Source organism: Inhella proteolytica (assembly GCF_016093275.1).
In the GTDB taxonomy this organism is placed as follows: Bacteria; Pseudomonadota; Gammaproteobacteria; order Burkholderiales; family Burkholderiaceae_C; genus Inhella; species Inhella proteolytica.
Map to the genome: position 1 here is coordinate 473,309 of NZ_JAEDAK010000001.1, position 25,160 is coordinate 498,468.

A 25,160-nucleotide genomic window follows, 5' to 3' on the forward strand; every position below is an offset into this window, starting at 1 on the left:
GCTTCCCCCGCTTGCGCCATGGCTCGAACGGGCCACTGGCGCGCCGGCTCTACATGAACAGGTGCTCGCCGGCGTTGTTGCCACCCAGGATGACGTAGTTGACCTTGCGCAGGTCCATCAGGCTCTTGCCGCCCGCGTAGCTGATGGAGCTCTGCAGGTCCTCGCGCATCTCCACCAGGGTGTCGGCCAGGTGGCCCTTGATGGGTTCGAGGATGCGCTTGCCCTCCACATGGCGGCGCTCGCCCTTGTTGAAGTCCGAGGCCGAGCCGAAGTACGCCTTGTAGCGCTGGCCACCCTCGATCACCGTCTCGCCCGGGCTTTCCTCGTGCCCGGCAAACAGCGAGCCGATCATCACCATGCTGGCGCCGAAGCGGATGCTCTTGGCGATGTCGCCATGGTGGCGGATGCCGCCATCGGCCACGATGGGCTTGCTCGCCACGCGCGCGCACCACTTCACCGCGCTGAGCTGCCAACCACCGGTGCCGAAGCCCGTCTTCATGCGCGTGATGCAGACCTTGCCGGGGCCGATGCCGACCTTGGTGGCGTCCGCGCCCCAGCGCTCCAGGTCCAGCACGGCCTCGGGCGTGCCCACATTGCCAGCAATCACGAAGGCCTGCGGCAGGCGCTGCTTGATGTGGGCGATCTGGCGCTGCACGGCGTCGCTGTGGCCATGGGCGATGTCGATGGTGATGTAGTCGGCGCCCAGGCCCTCGGCCGCGAGCTGCTCGACGATGGCGTCGTCCGCCTTCTGCACGCCCAGGCTGATGGAGACGTAGAGCCCGGCTTCGCGCATGCGGCGCGCGAAGGCCACGGTGTCCAGGTCGAAGCGGTGCATGACGTAGAAGTACTCGTTCGCCGCCAGATAGCGCGCGATCGGCTCGTCGATGACCGTCTTCATGTTCGCCGGCACGGCCGGGATCTTGAAGCGGCGCGGACCGAACTCGATCGAGGGGTCGCACTCGCTGCGGCTGTTCACCCGGCACTGGCGCGGCAGCAGCTGGATGTTGTCGTAGTCAAAGATGTCCATTGAGGTCTCCGGTGGACGAGAGTTGCAGAAGTTGGGCGACGACGGCGACGGCGATCACCTCGGGTTCCTTGCCGGCGATGCCGGGCAGGCCGATGGGGCAGCACAACCGCGCCAGCTGTTCGGGGCGCAAGCCCTTGCTTTCGAGTCGGTGCAGGAAGCGGGCGCGCTTGGTGGCGGAACCGATCAGGCCGACCCAGGGCAGGTCGTCGCGGGCCAGCGCCGCCTCGGTGAGGGCCAGGTCGAGGTCATGGCTGTGGGTCAGGATCAGCACGCCGGCACCGGCGGGCGTGGCGGCCAGCTCGTGCGGCAGGCCCTCGCTGCACAGCGGGGTGATGTGGGGCGGCAGTGGCTCGGCGGGGAACTCCGACGCGCGCTCGTCCAGCCAGCGCACCCGGCAATCGATGCCGGCCAGCAGGCGCACGATGGCACGCCCCACATGGCCGGCGCCGTACAGGTCGAGCAGGAAGCGCGGCGCGGGCAGCGACCAGGTCTCGGGCGCGCTCTGCGCCAACGGCTGATAACTCAGCACCAGCGCCCCGCCGCAACACTGGCCCAAGCTGGGCCCCAATGCCAGGCGCTGTTCAGCGCGCTGCCCTTGCGCCAGCAGCTGGCGCGCCCGCTCAATGGCCTGCAGCTCCAGGTGCCCGCCGCCGATGGTGCCCAGCACGGCATCCGCTGCCACCAGCATGCGCGTGCCGGCCTCGCGCGGCACCGAGCCCTGGTGTGACTGCACTTCCACCACCATGCCGGCGCGGCCTTGGTCCCGCCACTGCAGGGCAGCGGCTTGCAGCGCCAGCGGCAGGGTCATGGGCTGTTCAGGGCCTTCAGCACGGCTTCGGGCGTGGCCGGTGCCATCAGCGGCGGCTCGCGTCCGGTGGCGGCGGCCACGGCGTCCTTGATGGCGAAGAACACCGAGAACGGCAGCAGCAGCGGCGGCTCGCCCACCGCCTTGCTGCGGTGGATGCTGTCCTTGGCGTTCGGGCGGCCGAACAGCCGGGTGTGAAACGCGGGCGGGCAGTCGTTGGCGGTCGGGATCTTGTAGGTGCTGGGGGCGTGGGTCATCAGCAGACCCGCCTTGGGCGAGCCATCCATCGGCTGCCAGACCAGCTCTTCCATCGTCAGCCAGCCCATGCCCTGGATGAAGGCCCCCTCGACCTGGCCGATGTCCAGCGCCGGGTTGAGGGACTGGCCGACGTCGTGCAACAGGTCGGCGCGCAGCAGGCGGTACTCGCCGGTCAGCGTGTCCACCAGCACCTCGGCCACCGCCGCGCCGTGGGCGAAGTAGTAGAACGGCTTGCCCTGCAGCCTGGCGCGGTCCCAGGACAGGCCGGGGGTGGCGTAGAAGCCGTCGCTCCACAGCTGCACGCGGGCGTGGTAGGCCTGTTGCACCAGGGCCTCCCAGGCGATGGACTGGCCGGCCGCGCGCACCTGACCCTGCGCGAACTCGACCGCGCCGGGGGCGCAGCCCCAGCCGTCCGCCGCCAGCTGCGCCAGGCGCTCGCGCACCGTGCGTGCGGCGGCCTGGGCGGCCTTGCCGTTCAGGTCCGAACCCGTGCTGGCGGCCGTGGCCGAGGTGTTGGCAATCTTCTGGGTGTCGGTGGCGCTGCAGCGCACACGCTCCAGCGGCAGGCCGAGTTCCTGCGCCACCACCATGGCGACCTTGGTGTTCAGGCCCTGGCCCATCTCGGTGCCGCCGTGGTTCACCAGCACCGAGCCGTCGCTGTAGACGTGCACCAGGGCGCCGGCCTGGTTCAGGTGCACCACGTTGAAGGAGATGCCGAACTTGCACGGCGTGAGCGCCAGGCCTTTCTTCAGCACCGGGCTGGCGGCGTTGAAGGCATCCACGGCCGCGCGGCGCTCGGCATAGGCGCTGGTTTGCTCCAGCTCGCCGATCAGCTCAGGCAGGCAGAAGTCCTCCACCGGCTGGCCGTAGGGGGTGCACTGGCCTTCGGTGTAGAGGTTGGCGCGGCGCACGGCCAGCGCGTCCTGGTGCAGCCGGCGCGCGATGGCGTCGATCAACATCTCCACGGCAAACGCGCCCTGCGGGCCGCCAAAGCCGCGAAACGCGGTGTTGCTCTGCGTGTTCGTCTTGGCCGCAAACCCGTGCAGGCTGACCGCCGGCAACCAGTAGGCGTTGTCGAAATGGCAGAGCGCGCGCGTCAGCACCGGGCCGGAGAGGTCCGCCGAATGGCCGGCGTTGGACAGCAGCGTGGCTTCCACGCCAAGGATGCGGCCGGCGTCGTCAAACCCCGCCTCCACCTCGAACCAGAAACCGTGGCGGCGGCCGGTGATGAGGAAATCGTCGTCCCGGTCCAGCCGCAGCTTGACCGGCGCCTTGCTTCGGTGCGCCGCCACCGCCGCGACACAGGCAAACAGCGCGGACTGCGACTCCTTGCCGCCGAAGCCGCCGCCCATGCGGCGGCACACCACCTGCACTGCGTGCGAGGGGCGGTGCAGCGCGTGCGCCACCAGGTGCTGCATCTCGCTCGGGTGCTGGGTGGAGCAGAACAGGGTCATGCCACCGTCCTCTTCCGGCACGGCGTAGCTGATCTGGCCCTCCAGGTAGAACTGCTCCTGCCCGCCCAGCTCGAACTGCAGCTGGATGTGGTGCGGGGCCTGCGCGATGGCCGCGCGCGCGTCGCCCCGCGCCAGGTGCATCGGCGGGATCACGTACTGGCCCGCCGCATGGGCCTCCAGGGCCGTCAGCAGCGCGGGCAGCGGCTCGGCCTCGATGAACTCTTTGGCGCGGGCCGCCGCGCGGCGGGCGGCGTCGCGGGTGCGCGCCACCACGGCGAACACCGGCTGGCCGCGGTAGCGCAGTTCGCCCTCGGCCAGGATCGGGTCGTCCTTCAAGAGCGGCCCGCAGTCGTTCACGCCGGGCAGGTCGGCGGCGGCAAAGGCGTCCACCACGCCGGGCAGCGCGCGGATGGCCGTCAGGTCCACTCTCAGCAGCCGGCCATGCGCCAGCGGCGAGAGACCCAGCGCGGCGTGCAGGGTGCCGGCGCGCTCGGGAATGTCATCGGTATAGGGCGCCGCGCCAGCCACATGCAGGTGCGCCGACTCGTGCGCGCGGGCGCTGCCCACCAGCGCCTGCGGGATTGCCTCGACGGGCTTGTTCATCGCGGGCTCCACACAGACAGTTGCGCAGCCGGCAGCGGGTCCTGCGCGCGGGTCTCCAGCCAGAAGCGGCGCAGCAGGTTTTGCGCCACCTGCAGGCGGTAGCCGGCGGAGGCCCGCATGTCGCTCAGCGGCTTGAAGTCCTGCGCCAGCGCGGCCTGCGCGGCCTGCAGGGACGCTTCGTTCCAGGGCTGGCCCCGCAGCGCGGCCTCGGCCGCGGCCGCGCGCTTGACGGTGGCGGCCAGCCCGCCCCAGGCCAGACGCACCGCGGACACGCGCTCGCCGTCCAGTTGCAAGGCGAACGCGCCGCAGACCGAGGAGATGTCGCTGTCAAAGCGCTTGCTGATCTTGTAGGCGCGCAGATGCTCGGGCTGCTCCAGAGGCACCGAAAGCGCGCGCAGGAACTCGCCCGGCTGCAGCGCGTTCTTCATGTAGTCCAGGTAGAACTCGCGCAGCGGCAGGTCTCGCACCACCTCGCCCTGTTGCAGTGCAACGGTGGCATCCAGGGCCATCAACACCGGGGCGCCATCGCCGATGGGCGAGCCGTTGGCCACGTTGCCGCCCAGGGTGCCCACCGAGCGGATCGGCGGCGAGGCAAAGCGCAGGCCCATCTCCTTGAGCTGCGGCCAGCGCGCCGCCAAGGCGGCCCAGGCGTCGTCCAGAGACACCCCGGCACCGATGTGCAGTCTGCCCATGTGGGTCAGCACCGTCTTCAACTCCGACACCTGACCCAGGTAGATCACCTCGCCCAAGTCCTTGAACTGCTTGGTGACCCACAAGCCCACATCGGTACTGCCCGCCAGCAGACGCGCCTGCGGCTTGGCCGTGCGCAGGGCAGCCAGCTCGGAGACGCTGCGCGGGGCGTGGAAGCCGCCGTTCACCAAGGCGGGCTCCTGCGCCAGCGCCTGCAGCGCGGCTTCGATCGGCGCACGGTCCAGGCGCGGCGCCGGCCCCTCAAAGCTGCGCTCGCCAGCGTCCAGGATCGAGCGGTAGCCGGTGCAGCGGCACAGATTGCCGGCCAGCGCATCGCTCAAGTCCTGGCGGCTGGGCTTTCGGTCTGGCATCGCCTCCCAGACGTTCCACAAGGACATCACGATGCCCGGCGTGCAGAAGCCGCACTGCGAGCTATGGCAATCCACCATTGCCTTCTGAACGGGGTGGGCACCGCCAAGGTCTTCCACCGTGAACAGCGCCTTGCCATCCAGCGTGGGCAGGAACTGGATGCAGGCGTTGACGGGCTTGAGCTGCAGCTTGCCCGCGCTGTCCAGCTCCCCAAGCACCACGGTGCAGGCCCCGCAATCGCCCTCGGCGCAACCTTCCTTGGTGCCGGTGCAGCGGATGTCTTCACGCAGCCACTCCAGCACGGTGCGGGTGCTGCTGGAGGGCTGCACCGCCACGGTCTGGCCGCGGTGCCAGAAGCGCACCGGTCGCGCCACGGGTTGCTGCATCGTCATTTCGCCCCCGCCTCGAACCAGCGCTGGATCAGCGCCCGTTCCTCATCCGTCATCTGGGTGGCATTGTTGAGCGGCATCGCCCGCGCCACCACCGCCTGTTGATAGACCCCTTGCGCATGCTGGTGAATCAGCGCAGGCGTGTGCAGGGCCACGCCCTTGTTCTGCACCGTCTCGCCATGGCAGAGCACGCAGCGTTGCTGCAGCACCGCCTGCACCTGGGCCAGGCTGACGGCCGCCGGCGCCGGCGCCGTGGCCACCGGCCGCGCGGCGGGCGCCAGCCAGATGGCCAGACCCAGCAGCAATGCCACACCCACCCCAGCCTGCTCCCAGGGCACGCGGCGCCCTTCCACCAGGGCCTTGTGGCGCGCCACGAAGCTGTGGCGGATCAAGGCGCCCGCCAGCATCAGCGCCACCAGCACCAACCAGTTCTGCGCGCCCTGGTAGAGGAAGCCGTAGTGGTTGCTGAGCATGGCCACCAGCACCGGCAGCGTGAAGTAGGTGTTGTGCACGCTGCGCTGCTTGGCGCGCTGGCCGTGCAGCGGGTCGACCTTTTCTCCGGCCTTCATCTGCGCAATCACCTTGCGCTGGCCGGGAATGATCCAGACCAGCACATTGGCACTCATGGCCGTGGCCAGCATGGCGCCGACGATCAGAAAGGCCGCCCGTCCCGCAAACAGCTGGCAGGCCGCCCAGCTGGCCGCCACCACCACCGCGAAGAGCGCCACGCCCACCTTCAGGTCGCCGCCCACCTTGCCGTCCTGTTCGCCCAGCCAGCGGCACAGCAAGTCGTAGATCAGCCAGAACGCGAACAGGAAACCCAGCGCCGCGCCCACCGCCAGGCCGGGACTGCCCCAGGCATGCACGCGCGGGTCGATCAGGAAGCTGCTGGCGTTGAACAGATAGAGCACCGTGAACAGCGCAAAACCGGTCAGCCAGGTGGAGTAGCTTTCCCAGAAGAACCAGTGCAGCTTCTCGGGCAGGGCCTTGGGCGCCACCAGGTACTTCTGCGGGTTGTAGAAGCCGCCGCCGTGCACGGCCCAGATCTCGCCGTCCACGCCCTTGGCCTGCAGATCGGGCGCCGTCGGCTTGGTCAGGCTGGAGTCCAGGAAGACGAAGTAGAAGGACGAGCCGATCCAGGCGATGGCGGTGATGACATGGGCCCAGCGCAGCAGCAGATTGGCCCAGTCGAGCAGGTATGCCCAATCCATCAGCTGCCCCGGTAGGTGGAATAGGACCAGGGGCTCACCAGCAAGGGGACGTGGTACTTGGACTGCACATCGGCGATGCCGAAGTCGAGGTTCACCACATCGATGAAAGGCGGCTCTGGGAGCGCCACGCCGCGGGCGCGGAAGTAGGCCGCCACCTCGAAGCACAGACGCCAGCGCCCGGCCTGCAGGGCCTCGCCGCTGAGCAGCGGGCCGTCGGCCCGGCCATCGGCATTCAGGTGAAAACGCTGGCAGGTCTCGACCCCGCCCTCAGGCAGGATGCGCTGCAGCGTCACCGCCATGCCGGCAGCCGGGCAGCCGTGGGCGGTGTCGAGCACGTGGGTGGAAAGGTGGCCCATGACGGTTCGTGCAAACTGTATACACTCAAGCATACACGCACAGTCCCGCCCGCCATGTCCGAACCGGCCAGCGCCACCCAGCGCATCGTTGACGCCATCACCGCCGCCATCGTCGAGCGCCGCCTGATGCCGGGCACCAAGCTGGTGGAACAGCAGCTCGCCGACCTGTTCCAGGTCTCGCGCACCCTGGTGCGTCAGGCCTTGAACCAGCTCAGCCGCGACCATCTGGTGAAGCTGCAACCCGCCCGTGGCGCCTTTGTGGCCGAGCCCAGCGTGGACGAAGCCCGCCAGGTCTTCGAGGTGCGGCAGATGATCGAGCTGCAGCTGGTGCGGCAGCTCTGCAAATCCATCGCGCCCGCTCAGGTGCAGGCCCTGCGTGAACACCTGCGCCGCGAGGCCGAGGCCCTGGCGCGCGGCGATGTGACGGGCCGCACCCGCCTGCTCGCCGAGTTCCACGTGCTGATGGCGCGCCTGCTCGGCAACGAGGTGCTGGCGGACCTGCTGGCCGACCTGCTGGCGCGCTGCTCCTTGATCGCGCTGATGTACCAGAGCTCGCACTCGGCGGAGCATTCCGCCGAGGAACATGTGGCCATCGTCGACGCCATCGAGCAAGGCGACGCCAAGACCGCCACGCGCCTGATGCAGGAGCACCTGGGCAATGTGGAGCGCAACCTGCAACTGCACCCGCGCACCGTGGACTTGGCCACCGCCCTGCGCATCGCTGCCTGAACGCCACCATGAGCTACCCGCGTGACCTGCGCGGCTACGGCCGCACCCCACCCCACCCGCACTGGCCCAACCAGGCCCGCGTGGCCCTGCAGTTCGTGCTGAACTTCGAGGAAGGCGGCGAGAACTCGGTGCTGCATGGCGATGCCGGCAGCGAGCAGTTCCTCTCCGAGCTGTTCAACCCGGCCGCCTACCCGGCGCGCCACCTGAGCATGGAGGGCATCTACGAGTACGGCGCGCGCGTGGGCGTCTGGCGCATCCTGCGCGAGTTCGAGCGGCGCGGCCTGCCGCTCACCGTCTTCGGCGTCGGCATGGCGCTGGAGCGCTGCCCGGAGGTGACCGCCGCCTTCGTCGAACTGGGGCACGAGATCGCCTCGCACGGCTGGCGCTGGATCCACTACCAGGGCATCGACGAGGCCACCGAGCGCGCCCACCTGCTGCAGGCGGTGGAGGCCATCACGCGCCTGACCGGCCAGCCCCCCGCCGGCTGGTACACCGGGCGCGACAGCCCCAACACCCGCCGCCTGGTGGTGGAGCATGGCGGCTTCGAATACGACAGCGACTACTACGGCGACGACCTGCCCTTCTGGCTGCAGGTGCGCAAGTCCAGCGGCGAGCTGACGCCGCATCTGGTGGTGCCCTACACGCTGGACTGCAACGACATGCGCTTCGCCCTGCCCCAGGGCTTCAGCCACGGCGAGCCCTTTTTCCAATACCTGCGCGACGCCTTCGATGTGCACTACGCCGAAGGCGCCGAGCAGCCTTCCATGATGAGCGTGGGCCTGCATTGCCGGCTGCTCGGCCGCCCGGGCCGCATGCGCGCGCTGCAGCGCTTTCTGGACCATGTGCAGGCACACGAGCAGGTGTGGATCGCGCGCCGCATCGACATCGCACGGCATTGGAAGCAGCAGCACCCCTTCGACGCCAGCAAGGCCTTCACATGGACCTGAACACCCTGAACCAGGCGCCGCTTCCCGAGCTGCTGGCGCAGCTGGGCGGGCTGTACGAGCACTCGCCCTGGATCGTCGAGCAAGCCCTGCAGCGCCGCCCCTTCGTCAGCCTCGCCGCCTTCAAGCGCGCCTGCGCCGAAGTGCTCGCCGCCGCCAGCCGCGAGGCGCAGCGGGGCCTGATTCGTGCCCACCCCGAGCTGGCCGGCAAGGCCATGGTGGCCGGCGCGCTCACGGCCGAGAGCACCGGCGAACAGGCGCGCGCCGGACTGACGCATTGCAGCCCGGCAGAGTTCGACACCCTGCAGCGCCTCAACGCCGATTACAACCAGCGCTTCGGCTGGCCCTTCATCCTGGCCGTGCGCGGGCCGCGCGGCACCGGCCTGACGCGCCGCCAGATCATCGACACCTTCGAGCGCCGCCTGCATGCGCACGCCGAGGACGAGTTCCACGAGTGCTTGCGCCAGATCCACCGCATTGCCGAACTGCGTCTGGCCGAGAAGTTCCACGAAGCACTGCCCGCCGGCGAGCAGGTATGGGACTGGGCCGAGGCCCTGGCCCGCCACAGCGATGCCCCCGATGCACTGACCGTCACCTACCTGACCCCCGCGCACCGCGCCTGCGCGCAGGACCTGCAGGACTGGATGCGCGCCACCGGCTTTGACGAAGTGAGCCTGGATGCCGTGGGCAATGTGGTCGGGGTCTATCACGGGCAGGACCGCAGCGCCCCGCGCGTGCTGACCGGCAGCCACTACGACACCGTGCGCAACGGCGGCCGCTACGACGGCCGCCTCGGCATCCTGGCCCCCATGGCCCTGGTTCAGGCCTGGGCGGCCAAGGGCTGGCGCCCGCGCCATGGGCTGGAGGTGGTGGGCTTTGCCGAGGAAGAAGGTCAGCGCTTTCCCGCCACCTTCCTGGCCAGCAGCGCGCTGGTCGGCCGCTTCGAGCCGGGCTGGCTGGAGCAGCAGGACGCCGCGGGCCTGACGCTGCGCCAGGCCATGCAGGCGGCCGGTCTGCCTGGCACCCTGGCTTCGATTGAGGCCCTGCGGCGTGAGCCGGCGCAGTACCTGGGCTTCGTCGAGATCCACATCGAGCAAGGCCCGGTGCTCGACGCCATGAACCTGCCGCTCGGTGTGGTGAGCTCCATCAACGGCAGCCACCGCTACACCGGCGAGGTGCTGGGCGTGGCCAGCCACGCGGGCACCACGCCCATGGGCGCGGCACGCCGCGATGCCGCGGTGGCCGTGGCCGAGCTGGTGCTGCAGGTCGAACGCATCGCCGCCGCCCTGCCCGAGGCTGTGGGCACCGTGGGCCAGCTCGAAGTGCCCGCCGGCTCCATCAACGTGGTGCCGGGGCGCTGCCGCTTCAGCCTGGACCTGCGCGCGCCGCGCGACGCCGTGCGCGACCGCCTGCGCGACGAGGTGCTGCAGGCCCTGGACGCCAATTGCCAGCGCCGCGGCCTGCAGTACACCCTGCGCCCCACGCTGAGCGCCGACGCCGCCCCCAGCCACCCCGACTGGATGGCCCGCTGGGAAGCCGCCGTGGCCGCGCTGGGCCTGCCGGTGTTCCGCCTGCCCAGCGGCGCCGGGCACGACGCCATGAAGATGCACGAGCTGCTGCCCCAGGCCATGCTGTTCGTGCGCGGCGGCAACGCCGGCATCAGCCACAACCCGCTCGAAACCATCACCGCCCACGACGCCCAACTGGCCGTGGACGCCCTGCAGCACCTGCTGGAGAACCTATGACGGCCTACGCAAGGCTGGACGCCTGGATTGCCGCGCATTTCGACGAGCAGGTGCGATTCCTGCAGGAGCTGGTGCGCGTGCCGACCGACACACCGCCAGGGAACAACGCCCCGCACGCCGAGCGCACCGCCGAGCTGCTGACCGCCATGGGCCTGCCCTGCGAGGCCCACCCCGTGCCCGCGGCCGAGGTGCAGGCGCAGGGCTTGCAGAGCATCACCAACCTGATCGTGCGGCGGCGTTTCAACGCCAGCGGCCCGGTGGTGGCCCTGAATGCGCATGGCGACGTGGTACCGCCCGGCGAGGGCTGGAGCCAGGACCCCTACGGCGGCGCGGTGGTGGACGGCCAGCTCTTCGGCCGTGCCGCCGCTGTCAGCAAGAGCGACTTCGCCACCTACACCTTCGCCTTGCGCGCGCTCGAAGCCCTGGGCCTGCCGCTGCGGGGCGGCGCGGAGCTGCATTTCACCTATGACGAGGAGTTCGGCGGCGAGCTCGGCCCCGGCTGGCTGTTGCGCCAGGGTCTGACGAAGCCCGACTACCTGATCGCCGCCGGCTTCAGCTACCAGGTCGTCACTGCCCACAACGGCTGCCTGCAGCTGGAGGTGACGCTCACCGGCCTGGCCAGCCACGCGGCCTACCCGCACACCGGCATCGACGCCCTGCAGGCCGCCACCGACCTGCTGCACGCGCTGTACGCCGACAACGCCTCGCTCAAGCTGATCCGCTCCGAGGTCCCAGGCATCACCCATCCCTACCTGAACGTAGGGCGCATCGAGGGCGGCACGAACACCAATGTGGTGCCCGGCAAGGTCACGCTCAAGCTGGATCGCCGCATGATCCCCGAGGAAGACCCGACCGAGGTCGAGAAGGGGCTGCGCCATCTGATCGAGACCAATGTGCGCACCCACCATCCCAAGATCAAGCTGAGCATCCGCCGCCTGCTGCTGGCGCACAGCCTGCAGCCCGATGCCCGCAATGCCCCGCTGGTGCAGGCCATCCAGCGCCATGGCCGAGAGGTGCTGGGCGAAGACATCCCCGAATGCGGCACACCGCTCTACACCGATGTGCGCCTGTACGGCGCCGCGGGCGTGCCCGCCGTCATCTACGGCGCCGGCCCGCGCACCGTGCTGGAAAGCAATGCCAAGCGCGCCGACGAACATCTGGACCTGAACGACCTGCGCCGAGCCACCCAGGTGGTGGCCCGCACCCTTTACGACCTGCTGAAGACCGACTGATGCGACTCCTGATCTCCACCCTGCTGCTGGCTACTACCGCCCACACGGCCCAGGCCGCCCCCCTGAAAGTGGCCACCTGGAACCTGGGCTGGCACCTGGATCGCGAGCTCGCCGTCCAGTGGCGCGCCGCCTGCTCCGCCCCCTTCAAGCTGGAAGGTGGCCGCTGGAAGCCCGCTGCCGCGGCCGGCGCCGACACCCAACCGGGCTGGAAGCTGCCCTGGGGCCGCAATGCACCGATCGACTGGGACATCGGCGCCCTGCCCCCTTGCGACACCTACCAGCACAACCGCCAGGCCGTCGCCGTCACGTCGGAGCAGGACGAACAGCGCCGCGAGCGCCTGCGCACCGTGCTGGCCGAGAAGCTGGACGCCGATGTGATCGCCTTTCAGGAAGTGAGCGGCGCAGCGGCCGTGCGCGAGCTGGTGGGCGAGGCCTACGAGGTCTGCAGCTACGAGGGCCACAAGGTGCAGCGCCTGGCCTTTGCCTGGAAGCGCAAGCTTGGCACGGGGCGTTGCGAGGTGGATTGGAGCCTGGCCCTGCCACAGCGCACCATGGCCGATCAGGTGCGCCCCGGGCTCGCCCTGAGCCTGCAGACCGGCGGCAAGACCCTGCGCTTCCTGACCGTGCACCTGAAGTCCTCCTGCGTGTCCGCGCTGGACGCGAACAACCCGCTGTTCCCGGCCGCGGCCAGCGAGGCGCGTGGCCAGCTGGACGGCCCCAACCCCCATTGCCAGAGCCTGCAGGAGCAGGTGGCGCCACTGGAAGCCTGGCTGGAACGCCAGAGCCAGGGTACGGACGGCCTGGTGCTGCTGGGCGACTTCAACCGCAACCTCGGCCATGAGGCCAGCGAGGCCGCCGAGCTGCCGGCCCGCAGCGCCGGCGGCAGCGCCGCGGCGCCGCATGGGCCTGATGTGAAGGTGCGCAATCTGTGGCGCGAACTGAACGACGGCCAGCCCCAGGCCTTGCGCCTGCTGTCGGCCGAATGCACGGGCCAGCCCGCCTGCGCCCTGGCCAAGACCCGCTTGCTGGACCGGCAGGAATACGGCCAGCTCCGCGCCACCCTGGGCTGCCGCAACCCGGTGGGGCTCGATCACATCGTCGTGGCGGGTGCGCTGAAGGGTGACGGCGCGCACAAGCTGGCGCTGGGCGCCGCTGGCGAAACCCGGCCGAACGCCCAGGGCCAGGTGGAGCTGGGGCTCTCGGACCACTGCCCGCTGGTGGCCGAATTGGAGCCCTGAGTACCCTGTCGGCGGCACTGCGTTAGCCTCGCGCCATGCTCCAACGCCTGTCCCTGCTCGCCTTGCTGCTGAGCGCCCTCCTCGGCCCGGCCGGCCCCGCGGCGGCGGCCGAGCTGCGCATGGCCTTCGGTGAAAAGATCCCGCCCTTCAGCTTCCCCTCCACCGACTCCGGCATCGAGATCGAAACCTACCGCGAGGCCCTGGCCCTGCGCGGCCACCAGCTCAAGCCCGTGTACTACGCCTTCGCCCGAGTGCCCATGGCCTTCAAGAGCGGCGAGGTGGACGCCGCCATGACCGATCTGGGCGAAGACCTGCGCCCCTTCGGTGGCCACTACGGCGACACCGCGGTGGTCTACGACAACGTGTTCTTCACGCTCCGCCAGCTGCAACGCAAGATCCGCACGCCCGCCGATCTGAAGGGCCTCAGCGTGGTGTCCTTCCAGGGCGCCGCGAAGCGCTTTCCGGAATGGTTGGGGCCGGTGCAGCAGGCCGGGCTGTACCGCGAGGTCAACGACCAGGCCACCCAGGTGCGCATGCTGATGGCCGGCCGCGTGGATGTGGTGCTGAGCGACCGGCACATCTTTCGGTACTTCAGCCTGCAGGTGCGCAAGCAGGGTCAGGCCGTGCTGCCGGTGGACGAGCACCGCTTCACCACCCCAAAGGCCGATGACTACCGCCCGGTCTTCCGCGACCCCAAGATCCGCGACGACTTCAATGCCGGCCTGAAGCAGCTGCGCACCAGCGGGCGGCTGCGGGCGATCTACCAGCGCTACCTGGAGGAATAGGCGGAATAGGCGGGCTCAGGGCTCAATCGCCCAGCGGCCGGCGCATCAGCCATTGGCAGAGCGCCGGGCTCTCGAAACCCAGCCGCCGCAAGGCCGCGCCGCCCAGGTCCATCCGCTGCAACTGCGGCACGAACAAGGCTCGCGCCGGCTCGGCCGCGGCCAGGGCCGCCACCAGGCGCTCGGCATCGGCCTGAGCGGGGTCCAGGTCCACCAGGCTGAGGATTTGCAGGCGTTCGCCCGCCTCGGCCCACACCAGCTGGGCCTGGCCCGTCTGCCAGGCCGTCCAGGCGCTCGGGTGGCGTTCCAGCACCGTGGCGCTGACCTGCAAGGGCAAGTCGGCGGGCTCATGCGTGCGCAGCCACTGCAGGGCCTGCTCGCGCGACAGGGCATCGAAGCCGGAGGCCTGTGCCGCCGCGCCGGATGCGGCGCGCTCGAAGCCGAGCAGTTCGTGCACCGTCTCGAACCCGCGCGACTGGTACAGGCGCACGGCGCGCTCGTTCTGCGCAAACACTTCCAACTCCACGGCCTGCAGGCCGGCGGCGCGGGCGCGCTGGATGAAGTCGTCCAGCAGCGCCGGTGCGGCGCCCGTGCCGCGGGCGGCCGGCGTGGCACCCATGGTGGCCAGGCGCCAGCGCCCGCTGCGCGGCGCCACGAAGGCAAAGGCGAGCGGCTGGCCCGCGGCGTCCAATGCCACCCGGCTCAGGCTCAGATCCACCGCCTGGCGGGCCAGAAAGCCCGGCCATTGCGCCAGGCTGAGCTGGAAGGGCCCGATCAGGTAGTCGGAAAAGGCCTGGCCGAAGGCCTCGTGCAAGGCGGTGGCGGGCAGTTGGTCGGCGGGAACGAAGGCAGTGGTGGTCATCGGCGGGCTCCAGGGCCGTGGCATTAGAGCCGTGCGCCCCCACCCGCGCCGTTCGCCATGCCTCAGCGCGGCGCGTTCCCGGCCAGCAGTTGCGCCACGCTCAGCTCTTCCCAGCCGCTGGCCCGCCAAAGCCCCAGCGTGGCCGGGCTGCGCCCCACCAGCAGGGCCTGCAGCAACGGTGCGGCCAGGGTTTCCTGCGGGTTGCGCAGCAGCACCAGGCGCTGCGCGCCCTCCTCTTCCAGGCGGCCGATCCAATCCAGGCGCAGCAGGGTCTCCAGCACCGGTTCCAGTTGCAGGGGTTCGATGCGCAGGCCCTGGGCCAGCGCGAGCTTGCTGGCGCCGGCCGCACCGCGGCGCTGGCGCAGCCACAGTTCGCCCAGCACGCGCAGTGCCAGCTCCAACTCCAGGCCGGGCGCCGGTGCGCGCTGCATCAGGCCTTGCGTCAGGCCCGGCGCGTTCGCAGCAATCAGCGCCCCCAGCAGCACGATCACCCAGCCCAGGTACATCCAGATCAGAAAGATCGGCAGCGTGGCAAAGGCCCCGTACAGAGTGGCATAGGTGGGCACCTGCTTGATCCACCAGGCCAGGCCCAGCTTGGCCACGCTGAAGGCGCCGGCCACGAACAGCGCCCCCAGCAACGCATGGCGCCAGCGCACATGGGTGTTGGGCACGAAATGGAACAGGCCGGCCACGGCGGCCGTGAGCACGCCGAACTGGATGAAGTCCAGCAGGGTCTCGAACCCACCCGGCAGGCGCTCCACCAGGCCCTGGCTGGCCGAGAGGGCGTAGCTGGTCAGCGTCAGGCTGGCACCCAGGGCCAGCGGCCCCAGCGTCAGCGTGGCCCAGTAGACGAGCACGCGCTGCGCAATGGGCCGCGGACGCCGCACGCGCCAGATGGCGTTGAGCGTGCGGTCGATGGTCAGCATCAGGGCGATGGCGGTGAGCCCCAGCACGCCCGCCCCCACGGTGCCCAGGCCCTTGGCCTTGCTGGCGAACTGCGTGAGCGTGCGCAGCACCGGGCGGGCGATGGTGTCGGGCACCAGATTGGCCAGGAAGTACTGCTCCAGCGCCTTCTGGAAGCCCGAGAACATCGGGAAGGCGGTGAACAGGGCCAGCATCAGCACCAGCAGCGGCACCAGCGAGATCAGCGTGGTGAAGGTCAGGCTGCCGGCCGTGACGCCAAGGCGCAGCTCGGTGAAGCGTGCCTGCAGGCCGGCGGCCGATTCACGCCAGGGCCAGCGGCGCAGATCGCGCCAGCTGCTCAGCAGCATGCGCAGCCAGGCATGGCGGCGCAGGGCGGCAAAAGAAGGGCTCAGCTGCATAGGGGGGCCGAGTGTAGTGATGGCCCTCCCTACACTGGCGGGATGTCCACCCCGCGCACCCTTCCGAGCCCCGCCGAGCGGGCCAGCCGAGCCGCCGCCCTGCTGTTCTGCGTCCTGCTCATCGGCCTGTGCCTGGCCTGGGAGCTGTGGCTGCAGCCCACCGGCCAGGGCTGGCTGGCGCTCAAGGCCCTGCCCCTGCTGCCCGCCCTGCCCGGCCTGTGGCGCTATCGCCTCTACACCTACCGCTGGACCAGCCTGCTGGTCTGGCTCTACGCCACCGAGGGCCTGGTGCGCGGCCCCAGCGGCCGTGGTGCCGAAGCCTGGCTGGGCTGGGCCGAAGTGGCCCTGGCCGTGGCGCTGTTCAGCGCCTGCACGGTGCAGATCCGCCAGCGCCTGAAGGCCGCGAAGTCCGCATGACCGAGGTGTTGGCGCGGCTGCGGAGCGAGTTCGGCACCGAGCAGGTGCTGGCCGGCGCGGACGCTGCGCCCTTCGAATGCGACTGGCGGCGCCGCGCCCCGGGCCGCGCCCTGGCGGTGCTGCGCCCGCGTTCGGTGGCCGAGGTGCAGGCCATGCTGCGCGCCGCCACGCGCGAAGGCCTGGCCCTGGTGCCCCAGGGGGGCAACACTGGCCTCGTCGAAGGCTCGACGCCCGACGACAGCGGCCGCGAGCTCGTGCTGAGCCTGCGGCGGCTTGATCGCATCCGCGCCATCAGCCTCGTCAACGCCACCCTGTGCGCCGAGGCCGGCGCGCTGCTGCAGCCCTTGCAGCAGGCCTGCGCCGCGCAAGGCCTGCTGCTGCCGCTGAGTCTGGCGGCCGAGGGCAGCTGCACCTTGGGCGGCAATCTGGCCACCAATGCCGGCGGCACCCAGGTGCTGCGCTGGGGCAATGCACGCGACCTCTGCCTCGGGCTGGAAGTGGTGACGGCCGACGGCGGCCTGTGGAGCGACCTGGACGGCCTGCGCAAGGACCATCGCGGCCTGAACCTGCGCGACCTCTTCATCGGCAGTGAGGGCACGCTGGGTGTCATCACCGCGGCGGTCATCAAGCTGCAAGCCCTGCCGCGCAGCCGGCTGGCGGCCTGGCTGGCGGTGCCCGATTTGCCCGCGGCGATGCAATTGCTGCAAAGCGCCCGCATGGCGCTGGGCGACGGCCTGAGCGGCTTCGAGGCCATGAGCCAGGCAAGCCAGCAGCTGCTGGACAGCCTGCCCCTGCCCGCATGCCCCTGGGCGCTGCTGGTGGAGTTGTCCAGCCACCGCACCGAAGCGGAGGCCCGGGCCGAGTTCGAGGCCTGGCTGGCCCTTGCGCTGGCCGAGGGCTGGGCTCAGGACGCCGTGCTGGCCCACAACGAGGCGCAGGCGCAGGCCCTGTGGGCCCTGCGCGAGGCCATTCCGGGCGCGCAGACCCGCGCCGGCGGCAACCTCAAGCACGACATTGCCCTGCCGCTCGATCGCATCGCCGATTTCGTGGCCGCGTGCGAGGCGCGCATCGCGCGCGCGTTCGCGGGGGCCCGGCCGGTGGTGTTCGGGCATCTGGGCGACGGCAACCTGCATTTCAACGTAGCCCCGCCCCCGGGCCAGAGCCTGGCCGACTTCCAGGCACAGGAACCGGCACTGAACGCCCTGGTGTTCGATTGCGTGGCCGAGTTCGGCGGCAGCTTCAGCGCCGAGCACGGCATCGGCCGGCTGCGCCGGGCCGAGCTGGCGCAGCGGCTGGACCCGCTGGCGCTGGACCTGATGCGCCGGATCAAGCAGGCGCTTGATCCGGCGAACCGGCTCAACCCAGGGCGGGTTCTGTAGCGCGCGGCCGGCGGCCGCGCAGCACCAGGCCGAGCAGCTTGGCCAGCATGCGCCAGGCGAAGCGCACCAGCAGCAGCGTCAGCACGGCTTCGACCAGCGTCATCAGGAAGGCGCCCAGCACCGTCCAGCGCGGCACGCGGCGCTTGAACTTGGCCAGCATGCGATCGCGCGCGATCTCGATGCTGTCGTAGAAGCTCGGCACCACCAGCAGGGTCAGCACCGTGGAGGTGATGGTGCCGCCGATGATGGCCACCGCCATCGGGCGGTAAAACTCGCCGCCCTCACCGATGCCGATGGCCACCGGCAGCATGCCGGCGATGAGCGCGAAGGTGGTCATCAGGATGGGCCGGAAGCGCTTGCGCCCGGCGTGCATCAGCGCCTCCTCGCGGTCGATGCCCGCCTGCTCCTCCTGGCGTGTGGCATCCAGCAGCAGGATGGCGTTCTTGGCCACCAGGCCCATCAGCATGATGACGCCGATCAGGCTCATCAGGTTCAGCGTGCCCTTGGTGAGCAGCAGCGCGATCACCACGCCGATGAGCGACAGCGGCAGCGAGAGCATCACACCCAGCGGTGCGGTGAAGCTGTTGAACTGGATCACCAGCACGAAGTACATCAGGCCCACGCCGCTGAAGAGCGCCGTGACCATCGCGGTGAACACCACTTGCTGGTCGCGTGCCGAACCGGCGAGCTCGATGCCGAAGCCGGGCGGGAAGACGATCTTCTCGGCCATCTTCTTGGCCTCGGCGGTGATTTCGCCAGGCGAGCGGCCCTGGGCATTGGCGCTGACGGTGATCATGCGCTTGCCGTCGGCGTGCTGGATCTGCGAGGGGCCCTTGCCCATGCGGATGGTGGCGATCTGGTCCAGCGGCACCATGCGGTTGCTGCCGCCCACGGCGATCGGCAGGCGCTCGATGTTGGCGGCGTCCACACGGTCTTCGGGGTGCAGGCGCACGGCCACGTCACGGGTCTCGCCGGCCGGGTCCACCCAGTCGCCCACCTCCACGCCGGCGAAAGCCACGCGCAGCGCCTGGGCGGCATCCGCCACCGAGATGCCGAGCTGGTTGGCCAGGCCGCGGTCCAGCTCGATCTGCAGCTCCTGCTGCGGGTCCTGCTCGGAATAGCCGATGTCCACCGCGCCCTTGATGGTGCGCATCTGCTGCATGAAGCCGCTGGTGATTTCCTGCAGCTTGCGGGTGTCGGTGCCGTAGAAGCGGATCTGCACGGGCTTTTGCGCGCCGTTGTTCAGGTCGTCCAGCACCACGTACTCGGCGCCCACCAGCTGGGTCAGTTTCTCGCGCAGGTCGGCTGCAACGTCACCGGCGCTGCGCTTGCGCTCGGTGCTCTTGCCGATGTCCACATAGACGCGGCCGCCGGTGGCATTCGGGTAGGAGCTGGTGTGCTGGGTTTCGGGCATGGCGCGCGCCAGCGTGGCCGCCGCCTCCAGCTTGCGCTTGCCGTACTCCAGGCTGCTGGAAGCCGGCGTGCGCACGTCGATGGCCAAGAAGCCGGCATCGCCCGCAGGCAGGAAGGACGAGCCGCCAAACTTGCCCTGCAGGAAAATCGCGCCGACGAAACTGGCGAAAGCGATCGCGGCCATCCACTTGCGATGGTGCAGCGCCCAGGCAATCACACGGCCGTAGCCGTCGGCCACACGGTCGAACCAGTCATTGAAGCGCTGCAGCTGGCGCGAGATGCCCTTCTTGGGAGCATGGTGGTAGCCCGGGGGGTCGCCCCAGTAGGCCGAGAGCATCGGGTCGAGCGTGAAGCTGATCAGAAGCGAGACCAGCACCGAGGCCACCACGGTGAGCGCGAAGGGCTTGAACCACTGGCCCGGGCCCGAGCCCATGAAGGCCACGGGCACGAACACCGCCACGATGGCGAAGGTGGTGGCGGCAACGGCCATGCCGATCTCTGCCGTGCCCTCGCGTGCCGAGGTCATGCGGTCCGAACCCCGTTCCATGTGGCGCACGATGTTTTCCCGCACCACGATGGCGTCGTCGATCAGCACACCGATCGCCAGGCTGAGGCCCAGCAGGCTCATGAAGTTGAGCGAGAAGCCCATGATCCAGACCGCGATGAAGGCGGCCAGCACCGAGGTAGGCAACGAAAGCGCGGTAATCAACGTCGAGCGCCAGCTGTTCAGGAAGACGTAGACCACGAACACCGTCAGGCCGGCGCCGAACACGAGGGCGTGGATGACGTTGTTGAGGCTGTTCTCGGCGTCCTTGCCGCCGTCCTGCGTCACTTCCAGCAGGGTGCCGGCCGGCAACTCCTTCTGGATCTCAGCCACCAGCTTGCGCGCTTCGTTGGCCACCGTCACCGTCGAGGCCTCGCGCGAGCGGGTGATGGAGAGGCCGACATTGGGCTTGCCATCGCGCAGGCTGAAGCCAGTCAGCTCAGCAAAGCCGTCCTGCACCGCCGCCACCTGGCCCAGGCGCACCACTTCAGTACCGCGGCGCTTGATGACCATCTGCTCGAACTCGGCCGGCGATTCGATGCGGCCCACCAGGCGGATGCTCTGGTCTTCCAGCTCGCCACGCACCTTGCCCACCGGGGCGGTGGTGTTCTGGGCGCGCACGGCCGCCACCACCTCGGTGACGGAGACGCCGTACTCGCGCAGCTTCTCGGCACGCAACAGCACCGAGAGTTCACGCCGCAGCGCGCCGTTCACGTTCACCACCGCCACGCCGGCGATGCCGCGGAAGCGCTCGGCCAGCTTGTCCTCGGCCAGGCGCGAGAGCTCGGCGTGGCTCAGGCTGGTGCTCGTCAGCGCCAGTTGCAGGATGGGCTGGGCACCGGGGTCGATGCGGGTGATGACGGGTTCGCGAATCTCGACTGGCAGCTTGTGGCGCACCGAGGCGATGGCGTTACGCACCTCGTCCGCCGCCTCGATCATGTTCTTCGAGAAGTCGAAGAAGATCACGATGCGGGCGCCGCCCTCATACGCCGTGGCCTGGGTGCGGTCCACACCGGAGATGGCGTTCAGCGCCTTCTCGATGCGGTTCAGCACCTCGCGCTCGGCGGTGTCCGGCGAGGCACCGGGGTAAGTGATGTTGACGGCCAGCAGCGGCTGTTCGATGTCCGGGAACTGGTTGACGCGCAGCTTCGAGAGCGCGAGCAGGCCCAGGAACATCATGCCGATGATCAGCACGATGGTCGCGACCGGCTTCTTGATACTGAAGTTGGAAAGGAACATCAGGGTCTCCCGGTCCGATCAGGGCTTGACCACGGCGGTGCGCACACCCGAGGCGGCGCCTCCGGCGGCCACCCGCTGCACGGGCTGACCGTCGTTGAGACTGCCCACCGGACTGCGCAGCACCTGGTCCCCGGCTTTCAGCCCCGTCTTGATGACCACCTCGCCGCGGCGCGCATCGCGCTCGCCCAGCTGCACAGCGGTCTTCTTGAGCTTGGTGCCATCGATCTGCCAGACATGGGCCTCGTCGCCCTGGCGCACGATGCTGCCTTCGGGCAGCACCAGCGCGGTCTGCAGACCGGTATCGACGCGGCCCTCGGCATACAGGCCGGCGACCTTGGGTGCGCTGGCCGGGTCTTCGAAGCGGGCGATCACCTCCACCTGGCGGGTGGTGGCATTGGCCGCCGCGTCAATGCGCTCGATGCGGCCCTTGAATTCGCCCTCGGCCACGCCGTTGACCCGCAGGGCCACCGCCTGCCCCACCTTGATCTCTCCCATGCGGTCGGCACTCACCTGACCCTCGAAACGCATCGAGCGTGGGTCGATGACCTTGACGATCTCGCGACCGACCTGGACCGTGTCGCCGACCGAAACCTTGCGCTCGCTGACCACGCCGTCGAAGGGGGCCCGGACCTCGGTGCGGGTGAGCTGTTGGCGCGCGCTGACGACGCGCGCCTTGGCAGCGGCCAGATCGGACTGCGCGGCATTGCGGCGCAGCTCGGCGTCTTCGAGGGCCTGCATCGAGGTCATGCCCTGCTGGTTCAGGGTCTTCTGGCGCTGCAACACACGCTCGGTCTGCTCGAAGCTCTGCGTGCTGGCACGCAGCGCCTCCTCGGCGCTGGTGAGGTTGTCGCGGATGGCGGTGCTGTCCAGGCGCACGATGACGTCGCCCTGGCGCACCGGCTCGCCGTTGTCCTTGGCCACTTGCAGCACCACGGCGGCCACCTCGGCACGTAGGTCGGCGCGGCGCGCGGCCTGCACGGAGCCGGTCAACACCGGGGCGCCGACGAGGCCGCTGGAGCCCACCTGACGCAGGTCCTCAGGAGCGATCAGCAGCGCCGGCTTGGCGTCGGCCTTGTCCTTGCTCTTGGCTTCCGGCCGCTGGCAGGCACTGAGCCCCAAAAGGGCGGCCAGAGCAAGCGTGGTGAGGACCAGGGTGGGATGGGCGCGCAGCGACATGGGCATGGGCTTATCAGGCGGAGGTTGCGGTGCGAGGACCGGAAAGCCTGGCAGCTTACCGTCGCAGGCCGCAGCGCGCCGAAGCTCATGGACGGGCTGAGGAAATCACGCCGCGAAGCGTTTCCAGCGGCGACGAATGGTGGGGGCATGCCGCCCTTGCGGGGCCACCAGACCCCAGACGTTCAGTGCGCCGGGCCGTCGCTGCCCAGTGCCGGCAAGGGCCAAACGGCGATGCCCTCGTCCTGCAAAGCGACGAATTCGTCCGCTGTGGCCTGGCCGCGGATGGCGCGCTCGGGGGCACGGCCCTGGTGGATGCGCCGGGCCTCCGCAGCAAAGCCGACGCCCACATCCTCGCTGGCGGCGCGCACCGCCGCCACCAGTTCGCGCAGCAGGGTTTCAGGGCTGGGGGCGACCGCTGGCTGCGCCGGTGCCGGCTCTGCGGCCACGGCGCCCAAGTTCAGCCGCGGTGCACTGAGCCGCCGCTGCAGCTGCGCGCTGCCACAGGTCGGGCACTGCACCAGGCCGCGGCCCCGCTGGGCCTCGAAGTCCTCACGCGAGCCGAACCAGCCCTCGAAGTCATGGCCATGAAGGCAGGCCAGCTCAGCCACCCACATCGCCACTCCAGTGCAGGGGCCAGGCGCCGGCCTGCCAGCGTTGCAGCCATTGCATGCCGATCAGGGTCTTGGCATCGGTGACTTCGCCCCGCGCGCACGCCAGGTCCAGTTCGGCGGGGCTGAGCTCGCAGAGCTCCAAGAACTCGCCCTCGTCGAGGTCTCGTTCGCCAGCCTGCAGCCCCCGCGCGAAAAAGATCTCGATGCCTTCGGTGGAGTAGGCGATGGCGTTGTGCAGCACGCCGGCATAGGCCCACTCGCGAGCGCGGTAGCCGGTCTCTTCGCGCAGCTCGCGGCGGGCACACAGCAGCGGGTCTTCGCCGGGATCGAGCTTGCCGGCCGGAAATTCCAGCATGACGCGGCGCAAGGGGTAGCGGAACTGCCGCTCCAGCAGCAGGCGGCCGTTGTCGAGCAGCGGCACGATCATCACCGCACCCGGGTGCACGATGTACTCGCGCGCCGCTTGCTGCCCATCGGGCAGACGGACGAGGTCGCGCCGCACCTGAAGAAAGCCGCCCGCATAGACGGTTTCGCTGCGCAGCTCGTGCTCGGTCAGCTCAGGCGTTGGCATCGCGCTGGCGGCGCAAGTAACGCCAGACAAAGCCTGGGAACGCAAAGGTCAGCAGCAGGCACAGCAGCACGGCGTAGAAGGTCCAGCCCTGCGGATGGCGCTGGCCCTGGTAGGCCTCCAGTGCTAACGCAGCCACCAGCCACACCGCACCCAGCAACAGCAGCTCCAGCAGGCGCAGCCCAAAGCCGCGTGTGGGGCGCAGCGGCCCGAGCAGCAGCACGCGCGGGCTCAGGAACGGGGCGTTGGCGGCCAGCAGCAAGAGCAGCAGCAGGCCGCTGCCCCACACCCCTTGGCCCATGGCCTCAGGCGAGCGAGCCGACGATGGCCTGCTTGCAGGCCTCCATCAGGCCCGCCGGCAGGATGCCCAGCGCCAGCACGGCCGCACCGTTGAAGCTCAGCAGTGCGCGCACATCCCAGGGTGCCTGGATGGCCTGGCGCTCGGCCGGGGCATCAAACCACATCAGCTTGATGACGCGCAGGTAGTAGTAGGCGCCCACCAGCGAGAGCAGCACCGCCAGAACGGCCAGCTGGAAGTACAGCGGCTCCTGCGTAGCGATCATGGCCTGCAGCACCGAGAGCTTGGCGTAGAAGCCCACCGTCGGCGGGATGCCGGCCAGCGACAGGATCAGCAGCGTCATCACCAGCGCATACCAGGGGCTGCGCTGGGACAGGCCCGCGAAGTCCTGCAGCTGTTCAGCCTCGTGGCCCTGGCGGGCCAGCAGCATCACCATGCCGAAGCTGCCCAGGGTGGTGAACACATAGGTCACCGCGTAGAACAGCGAGGAGCTGTAGGCGCTGGCGGCCGGCAGGGCGTCGCCCTTGACCACACCGCTGGCCAGACCCAGCAGCATGAAGCCCATCTGAGCGATGGTGGAGTAGGCCAGCATGCGCTTGATGTTGGTCTGCGCAATCGCCACGACGTTGCCGACGATCATCGACATCACCGACAGCACCAGCAGCATCTGTTGCCAATCCACCGCCAGCGTGAACAGTCCCTCGACCAGCAGGCGCAGGGTGATGGCGAAGGCGGCCAGTTTGGGCGCAGTACCGATCAACAGGGTCACCGCCGTCGGCGCGCCCTGGTAAACGTCGGGCACCCACATATGGAAGGGCGCGGCGCCGAGCTTGAAGGCCAGGCCGGCGACGATGAACACCAGGCCGAACACCAGCACGCCCTGGTTCACCTGGCCGCTGGAAAGCGCCAGATAGACCTGCGGAATCGAGAGCGAACCTGTGGCGCCGTACATCATGGACAGGCCGTACAGCAGGAAGCCCGAGGCCAGCGCGCCCAGCACGAAGTACTTCATCGCAGCTTCGGTGCTGACGGCATGGTCACGCCGCAGCGCCACCAGCGCGTAAAGCGACAGGCTCATCAGCTCCAGGCCGAGGTAGATCACCAGGAAGTGACGCGCCGAGACCATGATGCACACGCCGAGCAGCATGAAGAGGCTGAGCGTGAACAGCTCCCCACGCAGCATCTCGCGAGCCTGGGCATAGGGGCGTGACAGCAGCAGCACGCCGGCGGTGACCAGCGCCGACAGACCGGCGAGCAGGTGGCTGAGCGGGTCGGTTCCCACCAGGCCCTGCATGGCCACGACGCTGTAGCCCTTGTGGAACTTCCACAGGTGCAGGCCGGCCACCATCAGCAGGGTCAGCTGGCTGAGCCAGTAGGTCGGGCGTCGGCCCGGATCCTTGACCCACAGGTCGACCATCGAAACCACCAAGGCCATGCCGAGCAGCAGCAGCTCGGGCGTCAGGGCGGACCAGTTCATGTACGTCATCTTCTTGTCCTTG

At 69.7% G+C, this 25,160-nt stretch carries 22 protein-coding genes; 8 read left to right on the top strand and 14 right to left on the bottom strand.

The genetic code is table 11. The features are described 5' to 3' along the window. Nucleotides 1-49: 49 nt before the first annotated feature. From I7X39_RS02100 to uraH, 6 genes are read right to left on the bottom strand one after another with little or no spacing between them, the layout of a single operon-like run. Nucleotides 50-1,027, bottom strand: a complete 978-nt coding sequence (locus I7X39_RS02100) for a GMP reductase (protein WP_198109288.1) — start codon at nucleotides 1,025-1,027, stop codon at nucleotides 50-52. Continuing rightward, the gene (gene xdhC / locus I7X39_RS02105) at nucleotides 1,014-1,835 is read right to left on the bottom strand and encodes a xanthine dehydrogenase accessory protein XdhC (protein ID WP_198109289.1); all 822 of its coding nucleotides are present in this window, start codon (nucleotides 1,833-1,835) and stop codon (nucleotides 1,014-1,016) included. The genes I7X39_RS02100 and xdhC overlap by 14 nt, the downstream gene beginning before the upstream one ends. Further along, nucleotides 1,832-4,147, bottom strand: coding sequence for a xanthine dehydrogenase molybdopterin binding subunit (gene xdhB / locus I7X39_RS02110; protein WP_198109290.1), 2,316 nt, complete (start codon nucleotides 4,145-4,147; stop codon nucleotides 1,832-1,834). Before xdhB ends, xdhC begins: the two co-directional genes overlap by 4 nt. Continuing rightward, complete coding sequence (xdhA, locus tag I7X39_RS02115; protein WP_198109291.1) at nucleotides 4,144-5,598, bottom strand: xanthine dehydrogenase small subunit; 1,455 nt, start codon at nucleotides 5,596-5,598, stop codon at nucleotides 4,144-4,146. Before xdhA ends, xdhB begins: the two co-directional genes overlap by 4 nt. After that, the gene (locus I7X39_RS02120) at nucleotides 5,595-6,806 is read right to left on the bottom strand and encodes a urate hydroxylase PuuD (RefSeq protein WP_198109292.1); all 1,212 of its coding nucleotides are present in this window, start codon (nucleotides 6,804-6,806) and stop codon (nucleotides 5,595-5,597) included. Before I7X39_RS02120 ends, xdhA begins: the two co-directional genes overlap by 4 nt. Next, the gene (uraH, locus tag I7X39_RS02125) at nucleotides 6,806-7,162 is read right to left on the bottom strand and encodes a hydroxyisourate hydrolase (protein ID WP_198109293.1); all 357 of its coding nucleotides are present in this window, start codon (nucleotides 7,160-7,162) and stop codon (nucleotides 6,806-6,808) included. Before uraH ends, I7X39_RS02120 begins: the two co-directional genes overlap by 1 nt. Before the next feature lie 54 nt (nucleotides 7,163-7,216). Between uraH and I7X39_RS02130 the strand changes: the two genes are divergently transcribed. The 6 genes from I7X39_RS02130 to I7X39_RS02155 are packed head-to-tail and all read left to right on the top strand — an operon-like array spanning nucleotide 7,217 to nucleotide 13,835. Next, complete coding sequence (locus tag I7X39_RS02130; RefSeq protein WP_198109294.1) at nucleotides 7,217-7,891, top strand: GntR family transcriptional regulator; 675 nt, start codon at nucleotides 7,217-7,219, stop codon at nucleotides 7,889-7,891. Between the two features lie 8 nt (nucleotides 7,892-7,899). Then, a complete protein-coding gene (puuE, locus tag I7X39_RS02135) occupies nucleotides 7,900-8,838 on the top strand; it encodes an allantoinase PuuE (RefSeq protein ID WP_198109295.1) in 939 nt (312 codons plus the stop codon). After that, nucleotides 8,829-10,580 carry a 2-oxo-4-hydroxy-4-carboxy-5-ureidoimidazoline decarboxylase gene (uraD, locus tag I7X39_RS02140; protein WP_198109296.1) on the top strand — a complete coding sequence of 584 codons (1,752 nt, stop codon included), beginning with the start codon at nucleotides 8,829-8,831 and terminating at the stop codon, nucleotides 10,578-10,580. Before puuE ends, uraD begins: the two co-directional genes overlap by 10 nt. Then, nucleotides 10,577-11,812, top strand: coding sequence for a M20/M25/M40 family metallo-hydrolase (locus I7X39_RS02145; RefSeq protein WP_198109297.1), 1,236 nt, complete (start codon nucleotides 10,577-10,579; stop codon nucleotides 11,810-11,812). The genes uraD and I7X39_RS02145 overlap by 4 nt, the downstream gene beginning before the upstream one ends. Further along, nucleotides 11,812-13,050, top strand: coding sequence for an endonuclease/exonuclease/phosphatase family protein (locus I7X39_RS02150; RefSeq protein ID WP_198109298.1), 1,239 nt, complete (start codon nucleotides 11,812-11,814; stop codon nucleotides 13,048-13,050). Before I7X39_RS02145 ends, I7X39_RS02150 begins: the two co-directional genes overlap by 1 nt. A 35-nt stretch (nucleotides 13,051-13,085) precedes the next feature. Continuing rightward, nucleotides 13,086-13,835 (top strand): substrate-binding periplasmic protein, encoded by a 750-nt coding sequence (locus I7X39_RS02155; protein WP_198109299.1) that lies wholly within the window; start codon nucleotides 13,086-13,088, stop codon nucleotides 13,833-13,835. A gap of 22 nt (nucleotides 13,836-13,857) precedes the next feature. Here the strand turns inward: I7X39_RS02155 and I7X39_RS02160 are convergent, their stop codons facing one another. Together I7X39_RS02160 and I7X39_RS02165 are read right to left on the bottom strand one after the other, a co-directional pair. Continuing rightward, nucleotides 13,858-14,694, bottom strand: coding sequence for a GNAT family N-acetyltransferase (locus I7X39_RS02160; RefSeq protein ID WP_198109300.1), 837 nt, complete (start codon nucleotides 14,692-14,694; stop codon nucleotides 13,858-13,860). Between the two features lie 62 nt (nucleotides 14,695-14,756). Further along, nucleotides 14,757-16,016: a YihY family inner membrane protein gene (locus I7X39_RS02165; RefSeq protein WP_198109301.1), complete on the bottom strand. Its 1,260-nt coding sequence runs from the start codon at nucleotides 16,014-16,016 to the stop codon at nucleotides 14,757-14,759. A 42-nt stretch (nucleotides 16,017-16,058) separates the two neighbouring features. On the opposite strand from I7X39_RS02165, the gene I7X39_RS02170 reads away from it, so the two are divergent. Further along, a complete protein-coding gene (locus tag I7X39_RS02170; protein WP_198109302.1) occupies nucleotides 16,059-16,433 on the top strand; it encodes a DUF2069 domain-containing protein in 375 nt (124 codons plus the stop codon). Then, nucleotides 16,430-17,812, top strand: coding sequence for an FAD-binding oxidoreductase (locus tag I7X39_RS02175; RefSeq protein ID WP_198109303.1), 1,383 nt, complete (start codon nucleotides 16,430-16,432; stop codon nucleotides 17,810-17,812). The genes I7X39_RS02170 and I7X39_RS02175 overlap by 4 nt, the downstream gene beginning before the upstream one ends. On the opposite strand, the gene I7X39_RS02180 is transcribed toward I7X39_RS02175, so the two are convergent. The 6 genes from I7X39_RS02180 to nuoN form a co-directional block, all read right to left on the bottom strand. Then, nucleotides 17,790-21,008: an efflux RND transporter permease subunit gene (locus tag I7X39_RS02180; RefSeq protein ID WP_198109304.1), complete on the bottom strand. Its 3,219-nt coding sequence runs from the start codon at nucleotides 21,006-21,008 to the stop codon at nucleotides 17,790-17,792. The two genes, I7X39_RS02175 and I7X39_RS02180, sit on opposite strands and share 23 nt — an antisense overlap. 18 nt (nucleotides 21,009-21,026) lie before the next feature. Next, on the bottom strand, nucleotides 21,027-22,190 hold the full coding sequence (locus tag I7X39_RS02185) for an efflux RND transporter periplasmic adaptor subunit (RefSeq protein ID WP_232351637.1): 1,164 nt from the start codon (nucleotides 22,188-22,190) through the stop codon (nucleotides 21,027-21,029). A 176-nt stretch (nucleotides 22,191-22,366) separates the two neighbouring features. Further along, nucleotides 22,367-22,798, bottom strand: coding sequence for a DUF1178 family protein (locus I7X39_RS02190; protein ID WP_198109305.1), 432 nt, complete (start codon nucleotides 22,796-22,798; stop codon nucleotides 22,367-22,369). After that, complete coding sequence (locus tag I7X39_RS02195; protein ID WP_198109306.1) at nucleotides 22,785-23,366, bottom strand: NUDIX domain-containing protein; 582 nt, start codon at nucleotides 23,364-23,366, stop codon at nucleotides 22,785-22,787. Before I7X39_RS02195 ends, I7X39_RS02190 begins: the two co-directional genes overlap by 14 nt. Next, entirely contained in the window at nucleotides 23,353-23,664 is a 312-nt protein-coding gene (locus I7X39_RS02200; protein WP_198109307.1) for a DUF2818 family protein, read from the bottom strand. The genes I7X39_RS02195 and I7X39_RS02200 overlap by 14 nt, the downstream gene beginning before the upstream one ends. A 4-nt stretch (nucleotides 23,665-23,668) precedes the next feature. Continuing rightward, the gene (gene nuoN, locus I7X39_RS02205) at nucleotides 23,669-25,147 is read right to left on the bottom strand and encodes an NADH-quinone oxidoreductase subunit NuoN (RefSeq protein ID WP_198109308.1); all 1,479 of its coding nucleotides are present in this window, start codon (nucleotides 25,145-25,147) and stop codon (nucleotides 23,669-23,671) included. Nucleotides 25,148-25,160: the final 13 nt, after the last annotated feature.